This is a genomic window from Pseudomonas agarici (assembly GCF_900109755.1).
Taxonomy (GTDB): Bacteria; Pseudomonadota; Gammaproteobacteria; order Pseudomonadales; family Pseudomonadaceae; genus Aquipseudomonas; species Aquipseudomonas agarici.
This window is the reverse complement of sequence record NZ_FOAR01000007.1, coordinates 160,574-180,617: the sequence shown is the minus strand read 5'-3', so window position 1 is coordinate 180,617 and position 20,044 is coordinate 160,574. Positions and strand designations below refer to the sequence as shown.

11 protein-coding genes are annotated in these 20,044 nt (G+C 55.7%); all 11 read right to left on the bottom strand.

The window, feature by feature from the left end; all coding sequences use genetic code 11:
* Window positions 1-24: 24 nt before the first annotated feature.
* The gene (locus tag BMX68_RS09090; RefSeq protein ID WP_017133563.1) at window positions 25-2,151 is read right to left on the bottom strand and encodes an NEL-type E3 ubiquitin ligase domain-containing protein; all 2,127 of its coding nucleotides are present in this window, start codon (window positions 2,149-2,151) and stop codon (window positions 25-27) included.
* A complete protein-coding gene (locus BMX68_RS25875; RefSeq protein ID WP_026013359.1) occupies window positions 2,042-5,005 on the bottom strand; it encodes a dermonecrotic toxin domain-containing protein in 2,964 nt (987 codons plus the stop codon). The genes BMX68_RS09090 and BMX68_RS25875 overlap by 110 nt, the downstream gene beginning before the upstream one ends.
* Window positions 5,006-5,320: 315 nt before the next feature.
* Window positions 5,321-10,180: an NAD-glutamate dehydrogenase gene (locus tag BMX68_RS09080; RefSeq protein ID WP_017133564.1), complete on the bottom strand. Its 4,860-nt coding sequence runs from the start codon at window positions 10,178-10,180 to the stop codon at window positions 5,321-5,323.
* Between the two features lie 296 nt (window positions 10,181-10,476).
* Entirely contained in the window at window positions 10,477-11,625 is a 1,149-nt protein-coding gene (locus tag BMX68_RS09075; protein ID WP_017133565.1) for a glycosyltransferase family 4 protein, read from the bottom strand.
* 5 nt (window positions 11,626-11,630) lie between these two features.
* The gene (locus BMX68_RS09070) at window positions 11,631-12,257 is read right to left on the bottom strand and encodes a NeuD/PglB/VioB family sugar acetyltransferase (protein WP_017133566.1); all 627 of its coding nucleotides are present in this window, start codon (window positions 12,255-12,257) and stop codon (window positions 11,631-11,633) included.
* A gap of 113 nt (window positions 12,258-12,370) precedes the next feature.
* A complete protein-coding gene (locus BMX68_RS09065; RefSeq protein ID WP_244159583.1) occupies window positions 12,371-14,011 on the bottom strand; it encodes a glycosyltransferase in 1,641 nt (546 codons plus the stop codon).
* The gene (locus BMX68_RS09060) at window positions 14,002-16,290 is read right to left on the bottom strand and encodes a glycosyltransferase (protein WP_017133568.1); all 2,289 of its coding nucleotides are present in this window, start codon (window positions 16,288-16,290) and stop codon (window positions 14,002-14,004) included. Before BMX68_RS09060 ends, BMX68_RS09065 begins: the two co-directional genes overlap by 10 nt.
* A complete protein-coding gene (locus BMX68_RS09055) occupies window positions 16,287-17,045 on the bottom strand; it encodes an ABC transporter ATP-binding protein (RefSeq protein ID WP_017133569.1) in 759 nt (252 codons plus the stop codon). The genes BMX68_RS09060 and BMX68_RS09055 overlap by 4 nt, the downstream gene beginning before the upstream one ends.
* Window positions 17,042-17,824, bottom strand: coding sequence for an ABC transporter permease (locus tag BMX68_RS09050; RefSeq protein WP_017133570.1), 783 nt, complete (start codon window positions 17,822-17,824; stop codon window positions 17,042-17,044). Before BMX68_RS09050 ends, BMX68_RS09055 begins: the two co-directional genes overlap by 4 nt.
* Entirely contained in the window at window positions 17,824-18,915 is a 1,092-nt protein-coding gene (locus tag BMX68_RS09045) for a DegT/DnrJ/EryC1/StrS family aminotransferase (protein ID WP_017133571.1), read from the bottom strand. The genes BMX68_RS09050 and BMX68_RS09045 overlap by 1 nt, the downstream gene beginning before the upstream one ends.
* Window positions 18,916-18,926: 11 nt before the next feature.
* The gene (gmd, locus tag BMX68_RS09040; RefSeq protein ID WP_017133572.1) at window positions 18,927-20,021 is read right to left on the bottom strand and encodes a GDP-mannose 4,6-dehydratase; all 1,095 of its coding nucleotides are present in this window, start codon (window positions 20,019-20,021) and stop codon (window positions 18,927-18,929) included.
* Window positions 20,022-20,044 lie beyond the last annotated feature (23 nt).

Genomic DNA, 20,044 nt, shown 5'->3' with positions numbered 1-20,044 from the left:
GAAGGCTGTTTTCAAGGCTGCAGGTCACAGGTCCGAGCTGTCGGGTGCCTGTGCCCTGTCCAGCGCTCGTTGGGTGATCCGCACCTCCTCGGCTTTGCGCTCACGATCGATCACTTCGAGCGCCTGCTCATAGACGGTATCGCTCATGTTCTGGCCTATGGGAATAGCCGCCTCGGCGATCCCCAAGGTACTGGCTCCCTGCCGCACCGTCTCGGTCCAATTGGCGATATCCCGTGGTGAGGCTTGCGGCTGCCGTGCCAATTGCTCCAGGGCCTCGCGCAGCTCTTCGAGGATTTGCAACTGCTCCTGTGCCACGAGTTCATAGCCTTCCGTCTCGGGCAGGGTTTTCAGGTAATCTTTCCAGAGCGGTTGCTCCAGCAGTAGCTCGACCTGTTTGCCAGGTACACTCTCGACCGCCAGGATTTGGTCGCCCGCTTCCTGGGTCATATCCTGAGTGACATTGCTGGCCCCCCGATACAGCATCGACAGCGGTTGCCAGGGTAGTGCCAGGCGCTCGGCGAGATCGACGCGGTAAGCCAGGTAGATCTCGACTTCATCGACATGCGGCCAACGCGCATCGGCGATCTCGGCCGCTACACGCCCGGCCTCCTCAATGTCGGTCTCACTCCGATCGCGCGCGCGCGCCGCAGCGATTGCCTGCGCCCTGGCATCCTCAATGCGGGAGGCCCTGAGAATATCCTGGTGGGCGGTTTCGACTTTGCAGATATCATTCAGCCGCGCCAAGCGCGAGCGCCCCAGAGCCAACTTCAGGTACGCTGCCTCCCTGGCATCGCCCTCAAGTTGCCGCGCCTCATAGAGCAGCACTTCACCGCCCAACCGGCTGAACACCTCGGTAAAACCGTCGGTGCAGGTTTCCAGGTCGCTCGTCCAATCGAACAAGGCCTGACGCAATTGGGTGTCGGCAGTCGCCGCCTCGATCATTCGCCAGACACGCCGCATCAACTGACTTCGGTATTCGCCGCGATAGTCGGCCGAGTAACGTAGCGCGGCAATCGCATCCAAAAAAGTTTCGCTCTCTGGCTCATGGGCAATCAGGTCCCACTGCGCTCTTTTGCGCTCCTGCTCTGCCACCGTGAAACTGCTGTCCAGCCAGTTTTCCACGACAGGCGTCAACCTCGGCACTTCTTGCTCGATGATGCCCGCGTCCTCCGGCAGGGTGAAACGTATAGAGGGTCGATCAATAAACTGGGAAATCGCATATCGCGTCGCCACATCGAACGGATTGCCGTAAAGCAGCACCGTTCTCATCCTGCGACTGCTCAGGCTGTAGAAGCTCCAGGGGATGGAGGTCAATCGATTGCCCTGTAGGTCCAGCAGCGCCAGATCGAGCAACTCCAGCACCCCACCCGGCCAGATGGACAATCCGGTGCGCTGCAGTTGCAGCGCCTGCAGCCTGGGCATTCCCGCGACACTGAACACTCCCAGCGGGTTGCCGTCCAGATTCAATTGCCTGAGGCGCCTCAGACCACGCAATCGCTGCCCCAGCACCTGGGTCCAGACAATCCGATTGTCATTGAGCTGCAACTTGAGCAGTTCGCTCATCCCGCTAATGCTTGATGGCAACCGTGTCAGCCGCCCGCCCGTGATGCGCAACTCACGTAGCCCTGGAAAGCCTTTGAGAAAGGCATCGAGATCCTCCCGTTCCCGAAGTCCGACCAAGGTCAGCTTCAATGAAATTACATGATCGAAACTACCCTCTTTCAGTTCGGGCAACTTCAGCAGGCGCTCCCCCGAAAGATCCAACTCATGCCCCACCGGCTGGCCACTGTCATCAAGCAGAGGACGCGACTCTCGACGCCAGCACCTTTTAATACGATCCACTACCCGTGACTTGGACGCCTTATTGACCAGCCACCCTCCCACACCCCCACCGCCATGCTCATACTCATTGTCAATGCGCCAGTGCTCCAGCGTCAGTTTCAACCGATGGTATTCGCCATACTGCTTATTGAGTGCTTTCAGGAACGCTTTGTCATCTTGCCCCTCAGCCGACAGGAACAGGCGAACAACCTCCAGGTCCTTACCGGGATAAAGCTTGTCGACCAACAGTTGCAACTGACTCGGCGATACCGCTTGCGCACTCTGCTGCCCACCGAGCGGGTAGCCGATCCGCCCATCGCTCAAGCGCAAGGGCGACCTGAATCCAGGCTTGATGGGTTGCATGCCGAGCAACGAGCGAGCGCGCGCGCGGTAGCATCAGGTGGCTCACTACCGCCTGCTTGAGCAATTCCGGGCGAGTTGTGCGCGAGAACCCCAGAGCCTTGAGCTGATTTTCCGGCAGTGCATGCAATAACTTCATCTGGAGGTTACCGGGCAGCTTTTGTCCCTCGATCTCATAGCCCCTCGACTGACGTACCAACTCCAGAGGAGCCTCGGAGGAGCGTGGGCCCAGGCTGTCGACCAGGCGTCGCCCGCTCGGTGCCAACTCGGCAGGCTCGTACAGCTCGATACGCAAGGTTTTCGACCAGCCCGGCAGGTTTTCCAGTGAATGCAAGAACAACCGATCGGCATCCAGGCTGACCGATGACTCGATAAAAAAACCTTCATAGGCCCGAGCGATACGCACCTGCTGCAGATACCAGCGACTTTCTTCCGCCAGCCGCAACGGCACCTTCCCGCTTTTCAGCACCTCGATCTCATACCCCTCGGCCGCATGGGCCAATTCATCGGCGATCGCCGTCGGCAAGCTGGGGAAATCGCGTTTGAACAAGGCGACAAAGGCATTTCGGGAGCGGCTACGAAACTCGTAATAGGCCTCGAACAATGCACTGCGTTGGTTCTGCGCCTCGGTGGCAAGTCGCTTGTTCAGAGCCGTCAGTTGCTCGGCAGGGGTCAACCGTGCCTCGCCTGCCTGACGACCGAGCAACGTATCGACCTCGTTCTGGTCAAGTCCGCGCAACACCACGTTCAGCAGTTCGGCCTCGTGTATCTGCGCTTCGGTGACGGTCACCACGGGCAACAGCGCCTTATTTGCCGGGCCGTATTCCTTCAACACCTGCCCTTCCCCATTGACGAATTGCAATACCTTGGTGGGTGGCCACAAGGTCTCGAGCAGTTGTTCCTGCATACGCCAATCGACAATGCCACCATTGGTGGTACCGGTCTGGATAAATCGTTGGATATCTTCATCGACCCTGAAGCGCTCAACCGTATCGCTCAGCAGCGCGGGCCGGCTCATCTGGTCCAGGTAGACCGGGCGCAACTGATCGGCCTCCACGCCGCTGATGGTCATGATTCGATCCGCCTGCTCCGGGGAAAAATCCGCCAGATCCGGTCCCAGGCGTTGGAACAGCTTGAACGCGTCCCACTGCAACGGCTCTTCCAGCTCATGCGTCCAGGCGCCTGAGCCGTTATGACTGAACAGTGGCGAATAGGTTGGCCGGTTGGGATGCTCGGCACGATACTCATGGCTGACGCGAGTGGGCCGAAGCTGGTAGTAGTTCCCGTCCAGTGCCAGGTAGCTACTGGAGTTGTGCACGCGTAGTCCTGAGCCGTCGGGCTCGAGCCCTTCGGGCAAGACCGGTGTATGTCGATAGGGCGCCAGGTCGGCTTTCCATAACCGGGTTCCTTCGTCCGACAGTTTGACCTGCTTGAGTGTGTCAACAAAAACAGCCGCTTCGGCGTCACGGGCCAGAACCTGGAGGAAGGCTCCAAGCTCCAGATTCAATACCACGCTAAGAAAGGTCAGTACCGCCTGCTTCTTTTCGTCGTGTTGCCAATCCTCGATCCCGTCGTAGAGCTGGACCAACAACTGGGCAGCCACCACCGCTAACATCGTTTCACCAAGGCCCGGTACAAAAAACAGCAAGCTGACACCCCAATCCAGAAAGGAATGCCAACGAGCGCTACGGGTCTTCTTGTCCTCCGCATTCGTCGACACCGCCAATATCCGGGCATCATCAAGCAGTTTGTCGGTGTGCTGCACATAGAGCTCGAAAAAGGGATCTCCCGTTATCGGGGCGAGCTGGAGCTGCAAGCGCGCCTGCTCATCGGGCACACGCCGACGTACCTCGGGATTCCAGCGATTCAGGCGTTCGTTCAGGGTGGTGAAAAACACCGGCTGAGTTCGCAGATGGAGGTAGCGCCGAAAGCCGTGTTGATAACCCTGATCACCCAGCCTGCCTCTGAGGTCGTCCTCGAACGCCGCCAGGCTTGAATATTGCTTGAGCGCCTGTTCGGTATCGCCGGACAGGTATACCACACAAGGGCAAGGCTCACGGGCGTTGGCGACGTCAAAACGGATCAGCAATGCGCCCTTGAGCAAAGCCCCCCGATAACCGCTGTCGGGAATACGCACATCGAGCATCTTTATCTCATGAAACTGTACGGCATGCTGGCTCCAGAGAGGGCTGGAGTCGCCGCCGACCCACTGCTTGAGCATCCGATAGGCCGAGCCGTCGATATGCCCTTTCATCACCGCGATATCGGCCTGCAGCGCCAGCTCGGAGATTTCCTTGGCCACGCACAATCGACGAAATTCATCGTCGCGTTGCCCGGAGGCGCTCTTACGCAACAGAAAAGACTCAATATGCTCTTTATATTTCCCGCCCAGATCCAAATCTCGGCATAACTTGGCAAATAGCTGGGGCGTAAACGCTTTCTTCAAGACAGCCGGACTCTTGCGAAGTATCTGCGAGCCTCGATCGAAACCAAAATAAGTGGTTTCGCTTTCCTCGAAGTTCTGTAAGGCAGCTTGTAATAGCGACTGTTGTGTAAGCTTTTGCTGATAGGGTGTGGAGAGTGTTTCTGCCGCCAGTATATGAACGTGCCTGAGCTGGTCCTGATGCACATCCAACCCTGTCCCGAACTCATCGTCCAGGGCTTGCTGCAACAGTGGCGCGGCAAAAGCCTCGGGGTTTCGCAAACCCTGTAGATAATCGGCCAGACGGGTTTTATTCGCCTGATGGCGACGCATGTTGGCCACATAGGCGCTACGGGAAGCGAAGGGCGCGGCCTTCAACCAATCCGGCAGTCGACTTGCCACCAGCGTATGATACTCCTCCCTTCCAAGGGGTGCAGCGACATCCGATGTTTCAAGAGCATAAACAACCATATCCGAAATACCTTAAATAATCCCACCCTCTTATACTAATCTTCAATCACTCGATAAAAAGTTCAAATAACCAATCGCTTAGCCTATTTTTTTATCTATATTACCCACTGATAATATATCTATTAACGCCCTCTAACAGTTCAATCGGTGAACGAGTCTTTGGCTGATCGCAGCCGCCTTTATAAAAACTCCAACAAAAAACCCCGACGCTCACGCGTCGGGGTTTTCGGTGACTGCTTCAGGCGATCAAAGCGTTGGTGAACCGCTCAATGCCAGGTCCATCAACTCACGGTTGGCGACCGCGTACATGGCGTAGTCGGTGCCGCTGGCGGCACGGATTTCCACCAGCATGGCACGCCAACGATCAGCCATGCTCGCGTTCTGCTCCAGCCACAGGGCCACGCGGGCTTCCATGTCCTCAGGCGCATCGGCCAGCTTCAGCACCGAGATGGTGATCGCCCGCTGCTGCCAATCGACATCGTCGCGGAACGCTTCGCGAGCCTGGGCCTGCCAGTTGTTGCCGACACGCAGGTCGCTGATCTGCTGGGAATACCAAGTCAGATCCAGGGCACTGCCCACCGCGAAGTAGGCCTTGGCCACTTCGGCGGCGTCGTGACCGGTGACATCGGCGGCCTCGATGATCGGCAACAGGGTGTACAGGTGCGTGGTGCCGGCCACCATACGCGCCAGCAGTTCCGGTACACCGGCCTGGACATAGGCCTGGTAGCGGATCTGCCAGACTTCCCGGGTCGGCCCTTCCAGCAGTTCGTCGAGTTTGAGGCCCAAGGCTGCCAGGTGCGGCCCGAAGTGCGCCACGTCACGGGCAGCATCTTGTTCGTTGCGACGGCTGCGTAGGAACCAGCGCGTGGCGCGACGACCCAGGCGCATCAATTCATCCATCAACTCCAGCTGGGTCTCGGCCGACACTTTGTAGTCCAACGCCTCGATCTGACGGAACCAGTGCGGAAGGTGGAAGATGTCACGCACGATGACATAGGCGCCGGCGACATTTGCCGGGCTCATGCCGGTGGACTCCTTCAGACGCTGCACGAAGGTGATGCCCATGTGGTTGACCAGGTCGTTGGCGATCTGGGTGCTGACGATTTCACGCTTGAGGCGGTGGCGACGCATCGCGTCGGCGAACTTGCTCACCAGCGTCGGCGGGAACGCAGTTTCCATGTCGCGGGTCAGGTACTCGTCGTCCGGTACCTTGGAGTCGAGCAACGCCGCCTTGAGGTCGATCTTGCTGTAGGAGATCAACACCGACAACTCGGCACGGGTCAGCCCCTGGCTGGCGGCAATACGCTCGGCCAGTTGCTCTTCCGAGGGCAGAAACTCGATGGCACGGTCCAGCTTGCCACGACCTTCCAGATCGCTCATCAGGCGCTTGTATTCGGCGATCCGCTCGTAGGCACGACGGGCGGCCAGGGACAGGGCCTGGGTCTGCTTGTAGTTATTGCCGAGCACCAGGCTGCCGACTTCATTGGTCATGCTGCCGAGCAACTGGTTGCGCTGCTTCTCGGTCATATCGCCAGCCTGCACCACTTCGTTGAGCAGGATCTTGATATTCACTTCGTGGTCGGAACAGTCCACGCCACCGGCGTTGTCGATGAAGTCGGTGTTGGAGCCGCCACCATTGAGGCCGAACTCGACGCGACCGAGCTGGGTCATGCCCAGGTTGCCGCCCTCGCCCACCACCTTGCAACGCAATTCGTTACCGTTCACGCGCAGTGCGTCATTGGCCTTGTCGCCGACATCGGCATGGCTTTCGCTGCTGGCTTTGACGTAGGTGCCAATACCGCCATTCCACAACAGGTCCACCGGTGCCTTGAGTAACGCATTCAACAGTTCGGTTGGGGTCAGTTTATCCGCGCTGATGTCGAAGCGCTCTTTCATCTGCGCGGAGATCGCAATGCTCTTCGCGCTACGCGAGAAGATACCGCCGCCTTCGGACATGATACGGGTGTCGTAGTCGGACCAGGCCGAACGCGGCAGATCGAACAGGCGCTGGCGCTCGGCGAAGCTGGTTGCCGGATCTGGATTCGGGTCGATGAAGATGTGCAGGTGGTTGAAGGCCGCGACCAACTTGAGCTTGTCGGACATCAACAGGCCGTTGCCGAACACGTCGCCGGCCATGTCGCCGACACCGACCACAGTGACACTGTCTTCCTGGACATTGATACCGCGCTCGCGGAAGTGACGCTGTACGCCCACCCACGCGCCCTTGGCGGTGATACCCATCTTCTTGTGGTCATAACCGGCCGAGCCGCCGGAAGCGAAGGCGTCGCCGAGCCAGAAACCGTAGTCGATGGCAATGCCGTTGGCGATATCGGAGAAGGTTGCGGTGCCCTTGTCCGCCGCCACCACCAGGTACGGATCATCGTCGTCATGGCGCACGACGTTGGCAGGCGGCACCAGGGCGCCGTCCTTGAGATTGTCGGTGATGTCCAACAGGCCGCAGATGAAGATGCGGTAGCAGGCGATCCCTTCGGCCGCGATCTCGTCACGGCTGCCGCCCAGGGGCAGGCGACGCGGCAGGAAGCCGCCTTTGGCGCCCACCGGCACGATGACCGAGTTCTTCACTTGCTGGGCTTTTACCAGGCCCAGGACTTCGGTACGGAAGTCCTCCTCGCGGTCCGACCAGCGCAGGCCACCACGAGCGACGTTACCGAAGCGCAGGTGTACACCTTCGACCCGTGGCGAATAGACGAAGATTTCAAACTTCGGCACCGGCTTGGGCAACTCGGGAATCGCGTGTGGGTTGAACTTGAAGCTGAAGTACGATTTGTTCTGGCCATTGGCATCGGCCTGATAGAAGTTGGTCCGCAGGGTCGCCTTGATCAGGTCAAGGTAACGACGCAGGATGCGGTCTTCGTTCAGCACCTGGACATCGTCCAGGGCCGTCAGGATTGCCTGTTCGAGGCGCAGTTGCTTGTCGTCGAGGTCATCGGCGCTCAGCTTGCGGGCCAGGTAGAAGCGGGTTTTGAACAGGCGCGTCAGCTCGCGGGCGATATCGGTGTGGTTGTTCAGGGTGCTGGCGATGTAACCCAAATCGAAACCCAGACGAATCTGCTTCAGGTAACGGGCGTAGGCACGCAGCAGCGCCACGTCGCGCCACGGCAGACCTGCGGTAAGTACCAGGCGGTTGAACGCATCGTTCTCGGCATCGCCACGAACGATGTGGACGAAAGCATCCTGCAGGGTGTCGTTCAGTTGCTGGATATCCAGGTCCAGGCCTTCGGCGGCGGTAAAGGCGAAGTCATGGATCCAGAACTCGCGACCGTTGCTGTGGCGCAAGCGATACGGGAACTCGCCCAGTACACGCAAACCGAGGTTTTCCAGAATGGGCAGGACGTCGGACAGTGCCAACGGAGTATCGGCATGGTAGAGCTTGCAATGCAGCTCCCGCTGGCCGGAAACCTGCCCCAGTGGCTGGTAGAAACTCATCACCAGCGGATTGGCCTCGGTCAGGCTCAGCAGGTGCTGCATGTCGACCACGGCGGAGTGCGCGGCGAAACGCTCGCGGTAACCGGCGGGAAAGCCTTTCGGGAAGTCCGACAACACGCTGGTGCCGTGGGCTTCGCCGAAGCTCTCGACCACCAGGCTGGCGTAGTCGTCCTGCCAGCTGCGGCAGGCCTGGACCACTTCTTTTTCCAGCAGGATCGGATCGATGTCCAGGCGATTCTTCGGATCGACCCGCAAAATCAGTTGCACACGGGCCAGCACGGACTCGGAGAAGAAGGTCCAGAACTCGCAGTCAGTGGCTTTCAGGCGATCCATCAGCACTTGCTGGATCTTTTGGCGCACTTCGGTGGAATAGACATCACGTGGCACATAGGCCAGGCAGTAGCAGAAACGGCCATACGGGTCCTTGCGCAGGAAAACCCGGATCTTGTTGCGTTCCTGAATCTGCACGATGGACATCACGGTGCAGAACAACTCATCCACCGGGGTCTGGAACAGGTCATCGCGCGGCAGCACTTCGAGCACCTGAGCCAGTTCCTTACCCAAGTGGGCCTTGGAATGGAAGCCGGAGCGGCGCTCGATTTCCTCGACCTTGCGGCGGATGTACGGAATCACCCGCACGCTCTCGCCGTACACCGAGGAGGTGTAGAGGCCCATGAAACGGCATTCCTTGAGCACCTTGCCGGCGCCATCGATCACTCGCACGGAAACGAAATCCGGGTAGGCCGGACGATGAACGCGACTCGGGTGCGCAGCCTTGGCGAACGACAGCGGAGTCGGTTCGGCCAGGTAATTCACGGCATAGTCTTCGATGTGCAGATCGTCGGCGGTGAGGCCGGCGCGCAGTAGTTTGGTCAGGCCGAGAAAGGAGCTCTGGTCATACTCGATGTGACCACCGTTCTGGCCGTCACGGACCACGAATTCTTCGTAGCCGAGGAAGGTGAAATGGTTGCCCACCAGCCATTCCAGGAAACTCTTGATCTCGCTCTTTTCATCGGCGGCAATAGCGAACTGACTGTTCTCGATACCGTCGATCAACTGCTGGACCTTGGCCTTCATCGGCTCGAAGTCAGCGACCGCGACCCGGACTTCCGCCAGAACCTGTTCCAGTTCCTTTGACAGCACGCTCAGCTCAGCGGCATTGGCGCAGCGGTCGATCTCCAGGTACATCAGCGATTCGTGGAAAACCCCCTCGCCCTGGGTGCCTTTTGGCAGGATTTCCAGTAATTCGCCCTTGCCGCCACGGCGAACACTGAGCACGGTGGTTTGCAGGGTATGGATGCTGTAGCCGCGGCGATTGAGTTCTGTACGCACCGAATCCACCAGAAATGGCAGGTCGTGGTGCAGGACTTCGACGGCGGTGTGGGTCGACTGCCAGCCATGGCGTTCGTAATCGGGGTTGTAGACCCTGACTTGTGGCTGGGCGTGATCGAAGCGCTCCAACAGGCGCCAGGCCGACAAGGTACAGCCGGCAAGATCGGAAAGTCGACGCTGGGTCAACTCGTCCAGGGAAATGATGCCGAAGAACTGTTCAGAAAACAACGCCACTTGGGCCAGTGCCTGTTCGCTGATGTGCTGGGCCAGTGCCGCTTGCAGTTGCTGCTGGAAGTCGGCTTTGCTGGCTGCGGTGAAGAACGCCATCTGTGGTACTCCGCTAGGGCTTGTTAAGAGAGAAGCGTCGCGCGTTTTCCCCGAAAAAAAGGGCCTGTATCACTCCGTAGGGTATATCGGGGCAGCGCAGAGTGACAGGTTGATGAAGCTGGTCGCGACCCAGGGGTCACATTCACGTTCGAAGACTAGCCTCTTCGGCGGCCGCCGCCGATTTTACAGACCACGGCCAGGGAAGAATTATCCGTTGCGAAGCTTAACGAGTGGGCGAACGCTTGTGCTTGCGACGCTGCGACATATTCGGACATTGACAGGCAGCAGAGGAGAAATCAGGCGCGATGCGCGCGCAATGCGGACATCCGCCCGTTGGAGAGGACTTTTTGATAGACACCGACATATCCGCGAACCATTTCCTTGGCGGTGAACAACTGCTCGAAGCGCAACTGCGCCCGAGCGCCCATCTCTTGAGTTCTTGGCGCATTGCCCCAGAGACGGGTCATGGCACAGGCCAGTGCCGCGGGATCTGCCGGCGGTACAACAAGGCCTGTCTCACCAGCGATATTGATATAACTAGTGCCCGTACCGATCTCGCAGGAAATCATTGCCTTACCGAACATCGCCGCCTCCAGCAGGGCGATCCCGAACGCTTCCGAGCGTAAATGGGAAGGGAAAACCATGCTGTAGCACAGTTGCAACAACGCGGCTTTATCGACATCCGCAAGCCCGCCCAGAAAATGCACATGAGTCAGCCCCAAACGCTCGGCCTTGGCTTTCAAGCTGGCCTCCAGGTTGCCAACCCCGACGATGGCGATGGGGTAAGTAATCTTTGCCGCCGCCTCCAGCAAATAATCGAGCCCTTTGTAATAACAGAGCCTCCCGACAAACAGAAAAAAGCGTTCCCCCATGACCGACCGCCAGAACGCCAGCTTTTCGGGGGGAACCTGGGGATAGGTGTCTTTATCAAGTCCGATAGGAATAACTGACAACTTGTCCCGATATCTGGCCAGCACCGGACTGCTTTCAAGGTAGTTGGGTGAACTGACGACGATACGATCCACGCTGCCCAGGAACCTGTGCATCAACGGCCTATATAGACCCAACAGAAATTTCTGCCTGACGATATCCGAATGGTAACTGACAACGGTCGGCTTGCGCAGACAGGTAGCGAAATGCACCACATCGGCGAAAGGCCATGGAAAATGATAATGGACAATGTCGGCTTCACGGGCCAATTCGGAGAAATCCTTAAAAGCCGAAAGCGAAAAACCGGTGGAGGCAACCTGCAAGTCGAGTCGTGAAGCATGAGAGTAATGTCGACCGACTGCTAAACAACGCGCGGGGCCCTGTGGGCTCAAATATAAGGTTTCGGCATTCACCCCGTGTGCAAATCCGCCTTCGGAGAGCTGGAAAATAAATTGCTCGATACCGCCGCCGAGACTCACGGGGTAATAGGTCTTGAAGAAATGAAGAATTTTCATGTTCTTTATTTCCTACTTATCAGGCGGGCCGGTACCCCGACGTATACACCTGCAACTTCAAGAGACTTCGTGGCGCAGGCCCCGGCCCCCAAGGTCACGCCATTGGCAATATTCAAACCATCGATCACCGTCGACCCCGCGCCCAGGAAACACCGGCGCCCTACCTGGCCACGACCCGCAACGCATGCGCCAATAGAGACATGGGAGTACTCCCCCACTGCCACCTCGTGGTCAATAACCGCACCCGTATTGACGATACATCCCTGTCCCAGATGAGACCTCGGTCCGACATGCGCATGTTGGGCAACAAAACACCCCGCTCCCAATACCGCGCCAAACCCGATAGTAGCCGTCGGCGCGACCAGGGTCGCCAGCGGCCAGCCACGCTCGATACTCCACTGGCACAACGCCTGTCTTTTACTGTTATCCCCACTTGCCGGCATGACAGCCCAGCCGTCAGGTAATTCACCGGGCCAATCGGTCAAAACTTCAAAACCTGCAAAGCACTCATTGGGCCGAGCATACTCATCAATAAAACAGAGCTGGCCTATCCCCCCGGCGATAGCCACATCGGCAACACTACGTGCATGCCCGCCAAAACCGAGTATCAACAATCCAAGATAGTTTTCCATTACCGTCTCCCTTACTTATCTTTAGAACCAGTGACCTGCACAATTAGTTGATTAGCTGAAATTCCGACACCGGCTGACCTAGAGGCTTATGGCGCCGAAACTAACTAACAGAACTAGCCACACGGACCACCAGATATCCGATCCAGGATTTCGATATGCTCATTGGCGACATCGGCCCATGTGCGTCGTGACAACACTTCGTAAAATTTTTTCTGTATTTCTAATAATTGCTCCCGGTGGGTAAGCCCCCATTCAATACATCTCGCCATGTCTCGCCAGTCATAAGGGTCGAAAAGAGTGACCTTGTATATCTGTGGGTCTTGAATGATTTCCTCGCTCACCGCCGTTCTTGCCATCACGACAGGCGTGGAAACTGACAGCGCCTCAGTCAGGGTAAAGGGGCAGCCGCCCTCGCTGAGGCTCGGATTGACGGCCAGGTCAGCCAGTTTGTAACAAGCTGCCAGCTCTTGAATGCTCAGGCCATGCAGGCAAATGACGTCATTTTCCAGGAAATGCTCCTTGATAAACTCACGTATCTGCGGATACCCATCGATATTGCCAGTCAATAGCAGCTTATGCGTAATAAACCGTCGTCTTAATAGGTACTCGTATGCAGTCAACAGCGTCAGGACATTTTTATTTGGACGAAATTGACTTGCATAAAATATAAATTTTACCTGAGCATTGGCAAAACCCGCAGCATATGAAAAATTTGATGACTTCTTGAACGCCCTTATTAACAACTTCTCACAGTAGTTCCGTGACGCCAATTCACCATCTGAAAACCCGTGCACCGTGACCAAGGAGCTCAAGTCATTTGGCGCATGGCGGATCACGGTAATGGCCGAGGGCGCTATGGCATAGCGATCAACCAGTGTCGCCCACTTCACCGTTTCGCTATAACAGACAAGATTCGTGGCTGATCGAATGGAGGATCCGATTTGTTCAAACACCTGTAGAAATCTATTTTCACCGACGTTTGAAAATCCAACGGAAAAATCAGCCAGCACGACATCGGGTACACACATAAGACGCGGAGTGGCGATGTTATTGAACGCAGGCCAAAAGGCCGTCGGGCAATACCAGGCCCTGACCTCATCCATGCGCTCGATGAGATGCTGCATTCTCTCGGCTTCGGCCCACTCAAGCCGCTTATACAGCCGCAATACAAACGCATCGCCCTTGGGCCGATTCACCATGGAATACCAGCGTGAAGCGGTTGACGTTGAGCCAATGGCCCCAAGAACTCTTTTGAGACGTCGCGCACCCGCCGTGATACCAAGGCCTATTCCCCACAGAACCGCCAAAGGGCTTAACAACAGCAGCAGCAGAAGGACAATCAGAACCTCAATGCCGATTAAAAATAACCCCCGGTATGAAAACGTACTCACCAAGCGATTCTCGACATGCTGGAGGCCACGTGATTTCAATGCCCTGAATTTATCCAACAACCAGGTTTTAAGACCTAGCGTTCTACGCCGGCCTCTCCTCGCGAGATAGGCCTCGTACAGATAAATAATCAAGGGAACCCGCTCAGGAGAAACCACTTCGAATCGATCCTGGCGTACACCCTCGCTGATAAAGAGAGACTCAAGATCGTCTTTCGACCAGTTTGGGCAAATCAACACAAAGCGGACGTCCTCACGCTCGGCTGCGCCTTTGAGAAATGCAGCCAGATGCCGACCCAATCCCTCATGCTTGAGATTGACGCCCGGCGCGTAAGCCAGATAAATGCCGAACGTTCTTATAGACATGTTCTAACCACCCGCCAGTAATCTCCTGCCAACGCCTCCAGGCCCTGTTCCAGCATCTTGCTACGATCAGGCAGACAAGTTCGAAGCGCCCGATAGGAGCGCTCCATCTCTTTGAGACCGGCCGCCATTTGCCGGGGCTCGAACGCATCCATCCAGCTCACCCCCAGTGAAAACTGCTGATCAATTTCGCGCATGGCCGGATAATCGCTGCTAAGCGCCGGCACCCCCAGGCTGGCTGCTTCGACAACACTGAAAGTACCGTTGTCGATTGCGCCCGCATGCCAAAGAAAAGCCGCATTGGCCAACAGTTGCCGGTAGTCTCGATCTGGCAATTCACCCCGAATCGTCAACTGTCTACTTAGCGGGACACTCTTCTTAACAAGTTCAGCCAGGCGCCGTGGGCGTCGCAAATCACCTTTCAACAACTTCTCCGTTTCCACTCCGACCAGAAAGCACACCAACTCCCCCTGCATCTCTTCGTAGTAGATCTTCAATGCCTTGAGGGCATTCTCATGGTTCTTGTGCATGGCCAGATTGCTTGTCCACAAAAAATACGCAGGGGCTTGTGGATCTCTCGGAAAGATGGGTGTGTCTGGGTAAAGGTCCGGCGCCAACATGGGTAGTTTGAACACCTTGTCAGGCGCAACACCGGCATATTGAAGTACATCGTTGTGGGTAAACCGAGTGGTCACCAGAACTTTCGTGGCACGCCGGGCAGCATCCAGGTAAGGCTGATCAGCACCATCGGGCAAGATACGCACATACCGCTGCAAGTAGTCATAGACCATTAAAATGGCCGGTTTGATCGGCAACAGGGGCGCGGACAGCCGGTCAGAAACAACCAACCACAGGTCACAGTCCTCAAGCGAGTGAATACCATCATCCACCGCAAGATAACGTTCACTATCGGGCTCCCAGCCCTCATGGCCGGCATAGCGCATGGCTCGACGCGCAGCATCGCGACTCAAAACCATCCATCGGAAGGGACGCACAGAGATATCCGTCGGCACATCATCGAACAGTTCAGGCGAATAGACTTCAGGACTGTCAAGATGAAGAAAAACGATATCGGCATCTTCACCGGCCTGACGGCTCCCGACACTGAGGGCTCTGGCAAGTAGAATGGCTCCCCTTAGACTGCCCCCACGATATTCAATGGGAAGGATCACCCCAATGCGCTTGCGCTTTCTGGGGCGAGACAAGGATTCACTGAGTGCTACCGCGCGTGCGGCAATGACCTTTGCGAAACCAGCACTCCAGAATTGTTTACAATATCCGGCACTCATCCGATCCAGCAGGCAGACTTGGCTCTCGCAAATACTTTTTATCAATTTCTCGTCGTTGGCGAGCAGGCGCCTGGCCTTCGTTCTAGCCTCTGCAATGGATTTGCAACGACCAGGAAGTACCAACCCACCCATTTTATCCAGCATGCCACCGGCCATGAACAACAGCGGCATACCCTGTTTTACCGCTTCGAAGGGGTGATAGTGAATATGATTAGGCTCCGTCGAATGATAAAACATCAATTTATGCTGCTTCATGTTGTATTCATGCTGTTCGCTCGAAACGAAACCGAGCACCCGGACATCGCTTACGGCGATGGGCTGTGCCCCACCCACGCTATAGTCAAACCCGGCAAAATCGCGCACAAATGTTCGATAGATATTTTCAAAATAAGGAGATGAGCCAATTCGTGGGCATACAAATAATATTTTGTTCAACATGCCCTGCCACCCTCCGACCCTGTCGATATCTTTCAATCCCATGGGTAAGAAACAGGTACGATCGGCCAGGAAGTGACACTCGTTATCGCTTAAATGCTCATAGCCCACGCCGAACCAGAAACGAGCTCCCATGGACTTGATCTTTCTGACGACCGCCTCCCCGACCTCTTCGTATAAAAGTTGGGAATAAGAGTATCCCGCGCTAAGCCCGAATACCCGGAGAATGACCGAGCCGTGGAATCTGTAGACGGTCGATTCGATTTGCTTGGGGAAAAAACCGATGATCGCGATATCGAAATGGCGATTGACGATATCCCATGCCTCGTCGCTGGGCGACGAATACCAGTCTTGCGCGTTAAGCACTGCCAACGACTCGGCCGACAACGATAAAGTTGCATCCTGGCTGAAGTCGATACTGGCGGAGAGGTTCCCTTCATCATAGGCAAAGCTTTTGGGCAGAAATATCTCAGACACCCCACAGGCACGAAGCTGTTCAATCTCAAACTTTCGCAAGGTGGTGTGATTGAGCAACCAGAGGACACGCAATGTCTTCATGATTGCCTCACACCGTTGATGATCTGGTACTCCGTGATGGCTTGCTCACAAGGCCCGTCATAAACCAGCCGCCCGTGATGGAAGACCAGGCCACGGCTGCAGATTGAACGCAGGGCACTGAAATCATGCGAAGCAAGGACCAGGATTTCCGACTGCTCGATAAGACCGGCAATGCGTTGCCTGGCCCTCGCCATAAAACTAGCATCACCCGCGCCGATGACTTCATCCAACAGCAGGATATCGCCACCGACCATGGTCGATATGGCGAATGCCAACCTGACCTGCATACCTGCCGAATAAGTCCTGATCGGATAATCGATGAACTCGCCCAAATCGGCAAAAGCAACGATCTCTGCTTCTTTTTCACGCATGAAGCCAGGCGTCAAACCCAACAATAAACCACGATAAAGAATGTTTTCCCGACCACTGGCATCGGGCTCAAACCCCAGGCTCAGGTCAAAGAGAGAACGGATTGCCCCCTCAACACTCACTGTGCCGCTGGAAACCGGATACAGCCCGGCCACTGTTTTCAGAAAGGTACTCTTGCCAGCACCGTTGTGCCCCAGCAACCCCACCCGCTCACCCTGCACGATATCGACGCTGATATTTTTCAACGCGTGGATATCCAGCACGTTTGCCCTGCTGTTTTTTTTGCTGAAAAGCCCAGTCATGAGCGTTTTCAACGAGCGCTCCTTGTACGCCACAGAGGCATAGTGAAGGTTGACGTTCTGCAGGGAAATCCTGTTCTTTTTCATAGATAAAAAATCACCTTACGCTCGACCCGTCGGCCAACGAGTAGTGCAATCAGTGCAAACAAGCACGCTGTGCCCACACTGAAGAGATAGTTATCCATTGTTGGCCACTCTCCGTTTAACAAAGGAGCTCTAATCAACTGAAGGATGTGATAGACCGGGTTATAGTCAACCAATGCGTCAAGCCCACCGCGCCTGAACATTTTCTCCTCGAAATAAACCGGCGAGATGAACCACAGCGATTGCATCACCAACCCGAGGGCATGGGGAATGTCTCGAAAACGGCTACTGATATAGGACAACAGTGTCGCCACCGGCCAGGCGATCAGGCAGAGAATGGGGTATAAGGTCAAGCTTGCCAGCCAGCACCAGCCTATATTTTGCGGCAGTACGACCGCTGCCCAACCATAGAGAGACAAACTCGCCAGCATCAATACAATGACGCTACCAATCACGGTACGCAAGGTATAGATGGCCAACGGATGATTACATTGTTTTATATAGGCATCCGCCTGCACAAAAGAAAGCGAGCCGGCCACGGTGTTAGCAGAGATAAACTCCCAAACGATAATTCCTGACAAGATATACGGTGCATAACTGACAATATTGGTATTGAACAACTTACTGAATACAAGGGCCAGTAACAAGGTCATCCCCAGCGGCTGAATGACCGACCAGGCCACCCCTAAAAATGATCGCCGCCACCTGGCTCTCAAATCGGCAAGTGCAAGGTGTACCCAAAAATAGCGGGCGTCCCAGATACGAGCAAAATAAGTACTCATCAAGCAGACCGCTCCAAGTAGCTGCGAATTTCCTCGCTCACCTGCAGCACCTGATCCTGACGTAAGGTTGGATAACTGGGTAAATTGAGACCGCGAGAACTCAGGCTCTGTGCCACTTCAAATATCTCGTCGGTTTGACAATGAGGCATGGTGTGCGCGGGTGGAAACAGTGGCCGCGTATCTATGCCACATGCCTTTAGCCAATCCCGAAGCCCCTGACACAGACAGGACTCCCGCAAAAGAATGGAGCACATCCAGTAGGAATGGCGCGTACCGGCTAATTCAGCGTGAAACGTCAGGGGTAAACCTTCCAATGCCTCACGGTACCAATGTGCAATCTGACGTTTGCGGGCAATGATGGTGTCTGCCTGTTCCAACTGCGCAAGCCCTATGGCCGCACAGATATTGGTCATGCGGTAGTTGTACGCCACTTCGTCGTGCCAATACTCGCGAGTCTTCGAAACTCCCTGATTTTTCAGGTAGCAGGCTCTCTCGTGAACATCCTCTTTCTGGCAAACGACCATTCCGCCTTCCCCCGTGGTGATGGTCTTGTTGCCGAAGAAACTGAAAGTCGCTACATCACCGAACGTGCCGACGTGACGACCTTTATAAAGAGAACCAAATGCTTCGGCGCAGTCCTCGATCAGCAATAGATTGTGCTCCCTGCACAGCGCGACGATTTCATCCATGTCACAAGCTTGACCATATAGATGAACCACCATCACGGCTTTTGTTCTTGCGTTGATACGCGCCCTGATATCGGCAACATTGATATTCCAGCTGGGTTCGGACGAGTCTGCGAACACCACACGGGCGCCTGTTTGCATGATCGTATTGATTGATGCTATGTAGGTCAGAGTCGGAGCAATGACTTCATCACCCACCCCGATCCTCAACGCAGCCATTGCCAGATGAAGCGCGACGGTGCCGTTACTGACCGTCGTTGCATGCTCCGAACCAATATAGCTGGCAAACTCGCGCTCGAAGCGCGAAATGAATTCGCCCCGTGAGGAAATCCATGTCGACTCAAGACATTGGTTAACATATTCCTTCTCACGAGCGCCTAAATAAGGCTGATAGACCGGAATCATCCAAACCTCCGCTATTCTTGACCATTGAAATACTTATAACCATGGGTCTTGGCCAACTGATCCCTGCTAGCTTCGCGCATATCTTCGCGCATCATCTCTTCGACCAAGTGCGTAAAGGGAATTTTTGGCGTCCAACCCAACTGTTCTCTGGCTTTTCCAGGGTCGCCCAACAGCGTTTCAACTTCCGTCGGACGAAAATAACGGGAATCAACGCAGACAATGCACTTTCCGGTCTGCGCGTCATAACCTTTCTCGTCAACGCCGCTCCCTTCCCAATTGATGTCGATATCAATGACCCTGGCGGCCAGCTCCACGAACTCGCGAACCGAGTGTTGCTCTCCCGTGGCAATCACGTAATCGCGCGGCACAGCCTGTTGCAACATGATCCATTGCATTTCAACATAGTCACGCGCGTGCCCCCAGTCACGTAGCGCGTTCATATTGCCCAGATACAAACACTCCTGCAGCCCAAGTTTTATACGGGCCAGTGCGCGAGTGATCTTGCGCGTTACAAAAGTTTCACCGCGCAGGGGCGATTCGTGATTGAACAAGATGCCGTTACACGCATAGATGCCATAGGCTTCCCGATAATTGACGGTCATCCAGTAGGCGTAAAGCTTCGCAACCGCATAAGGTGAACGAGGGTAAAACGGCGTCGTTTCTCGTTGCGGAACTTCTTGTACGAGCCCATATAGTTCGGATGTAGAAGCCTGGTAAAATCGTGATTTTTTCTCCAAACCGGCAATACGAATGGCTTCAAGAAGACGCAGTGCGCCGAGCCCATCGGAGTTCGCCGTGTATTCAGGCTCCTCAAAAGAAACCGCGACATGACTTTGAGCACCGAGATTGTAGATCTCATCCGGCTGCACATCACTGACGATACGAATAAGACTGCTGGAGTCCGTCAAGTCACCGTGATGCAAGGTCAAGTCATAACCTTGCGCATGCGGGTCATGATACAAATGATCGATACGTGCCGTATTGAATTGCGAACTACGGCGTCTTATGCCATGCACGGAATATCCTTTCTTGAGCAAAAACTCGGCCAGATAGGCTCCGTCCTGCCCAGTAATACCGGTAATCAATGCTACTTTTTTGGCATCCATATCTTCACCGCTTAAAAAATCAA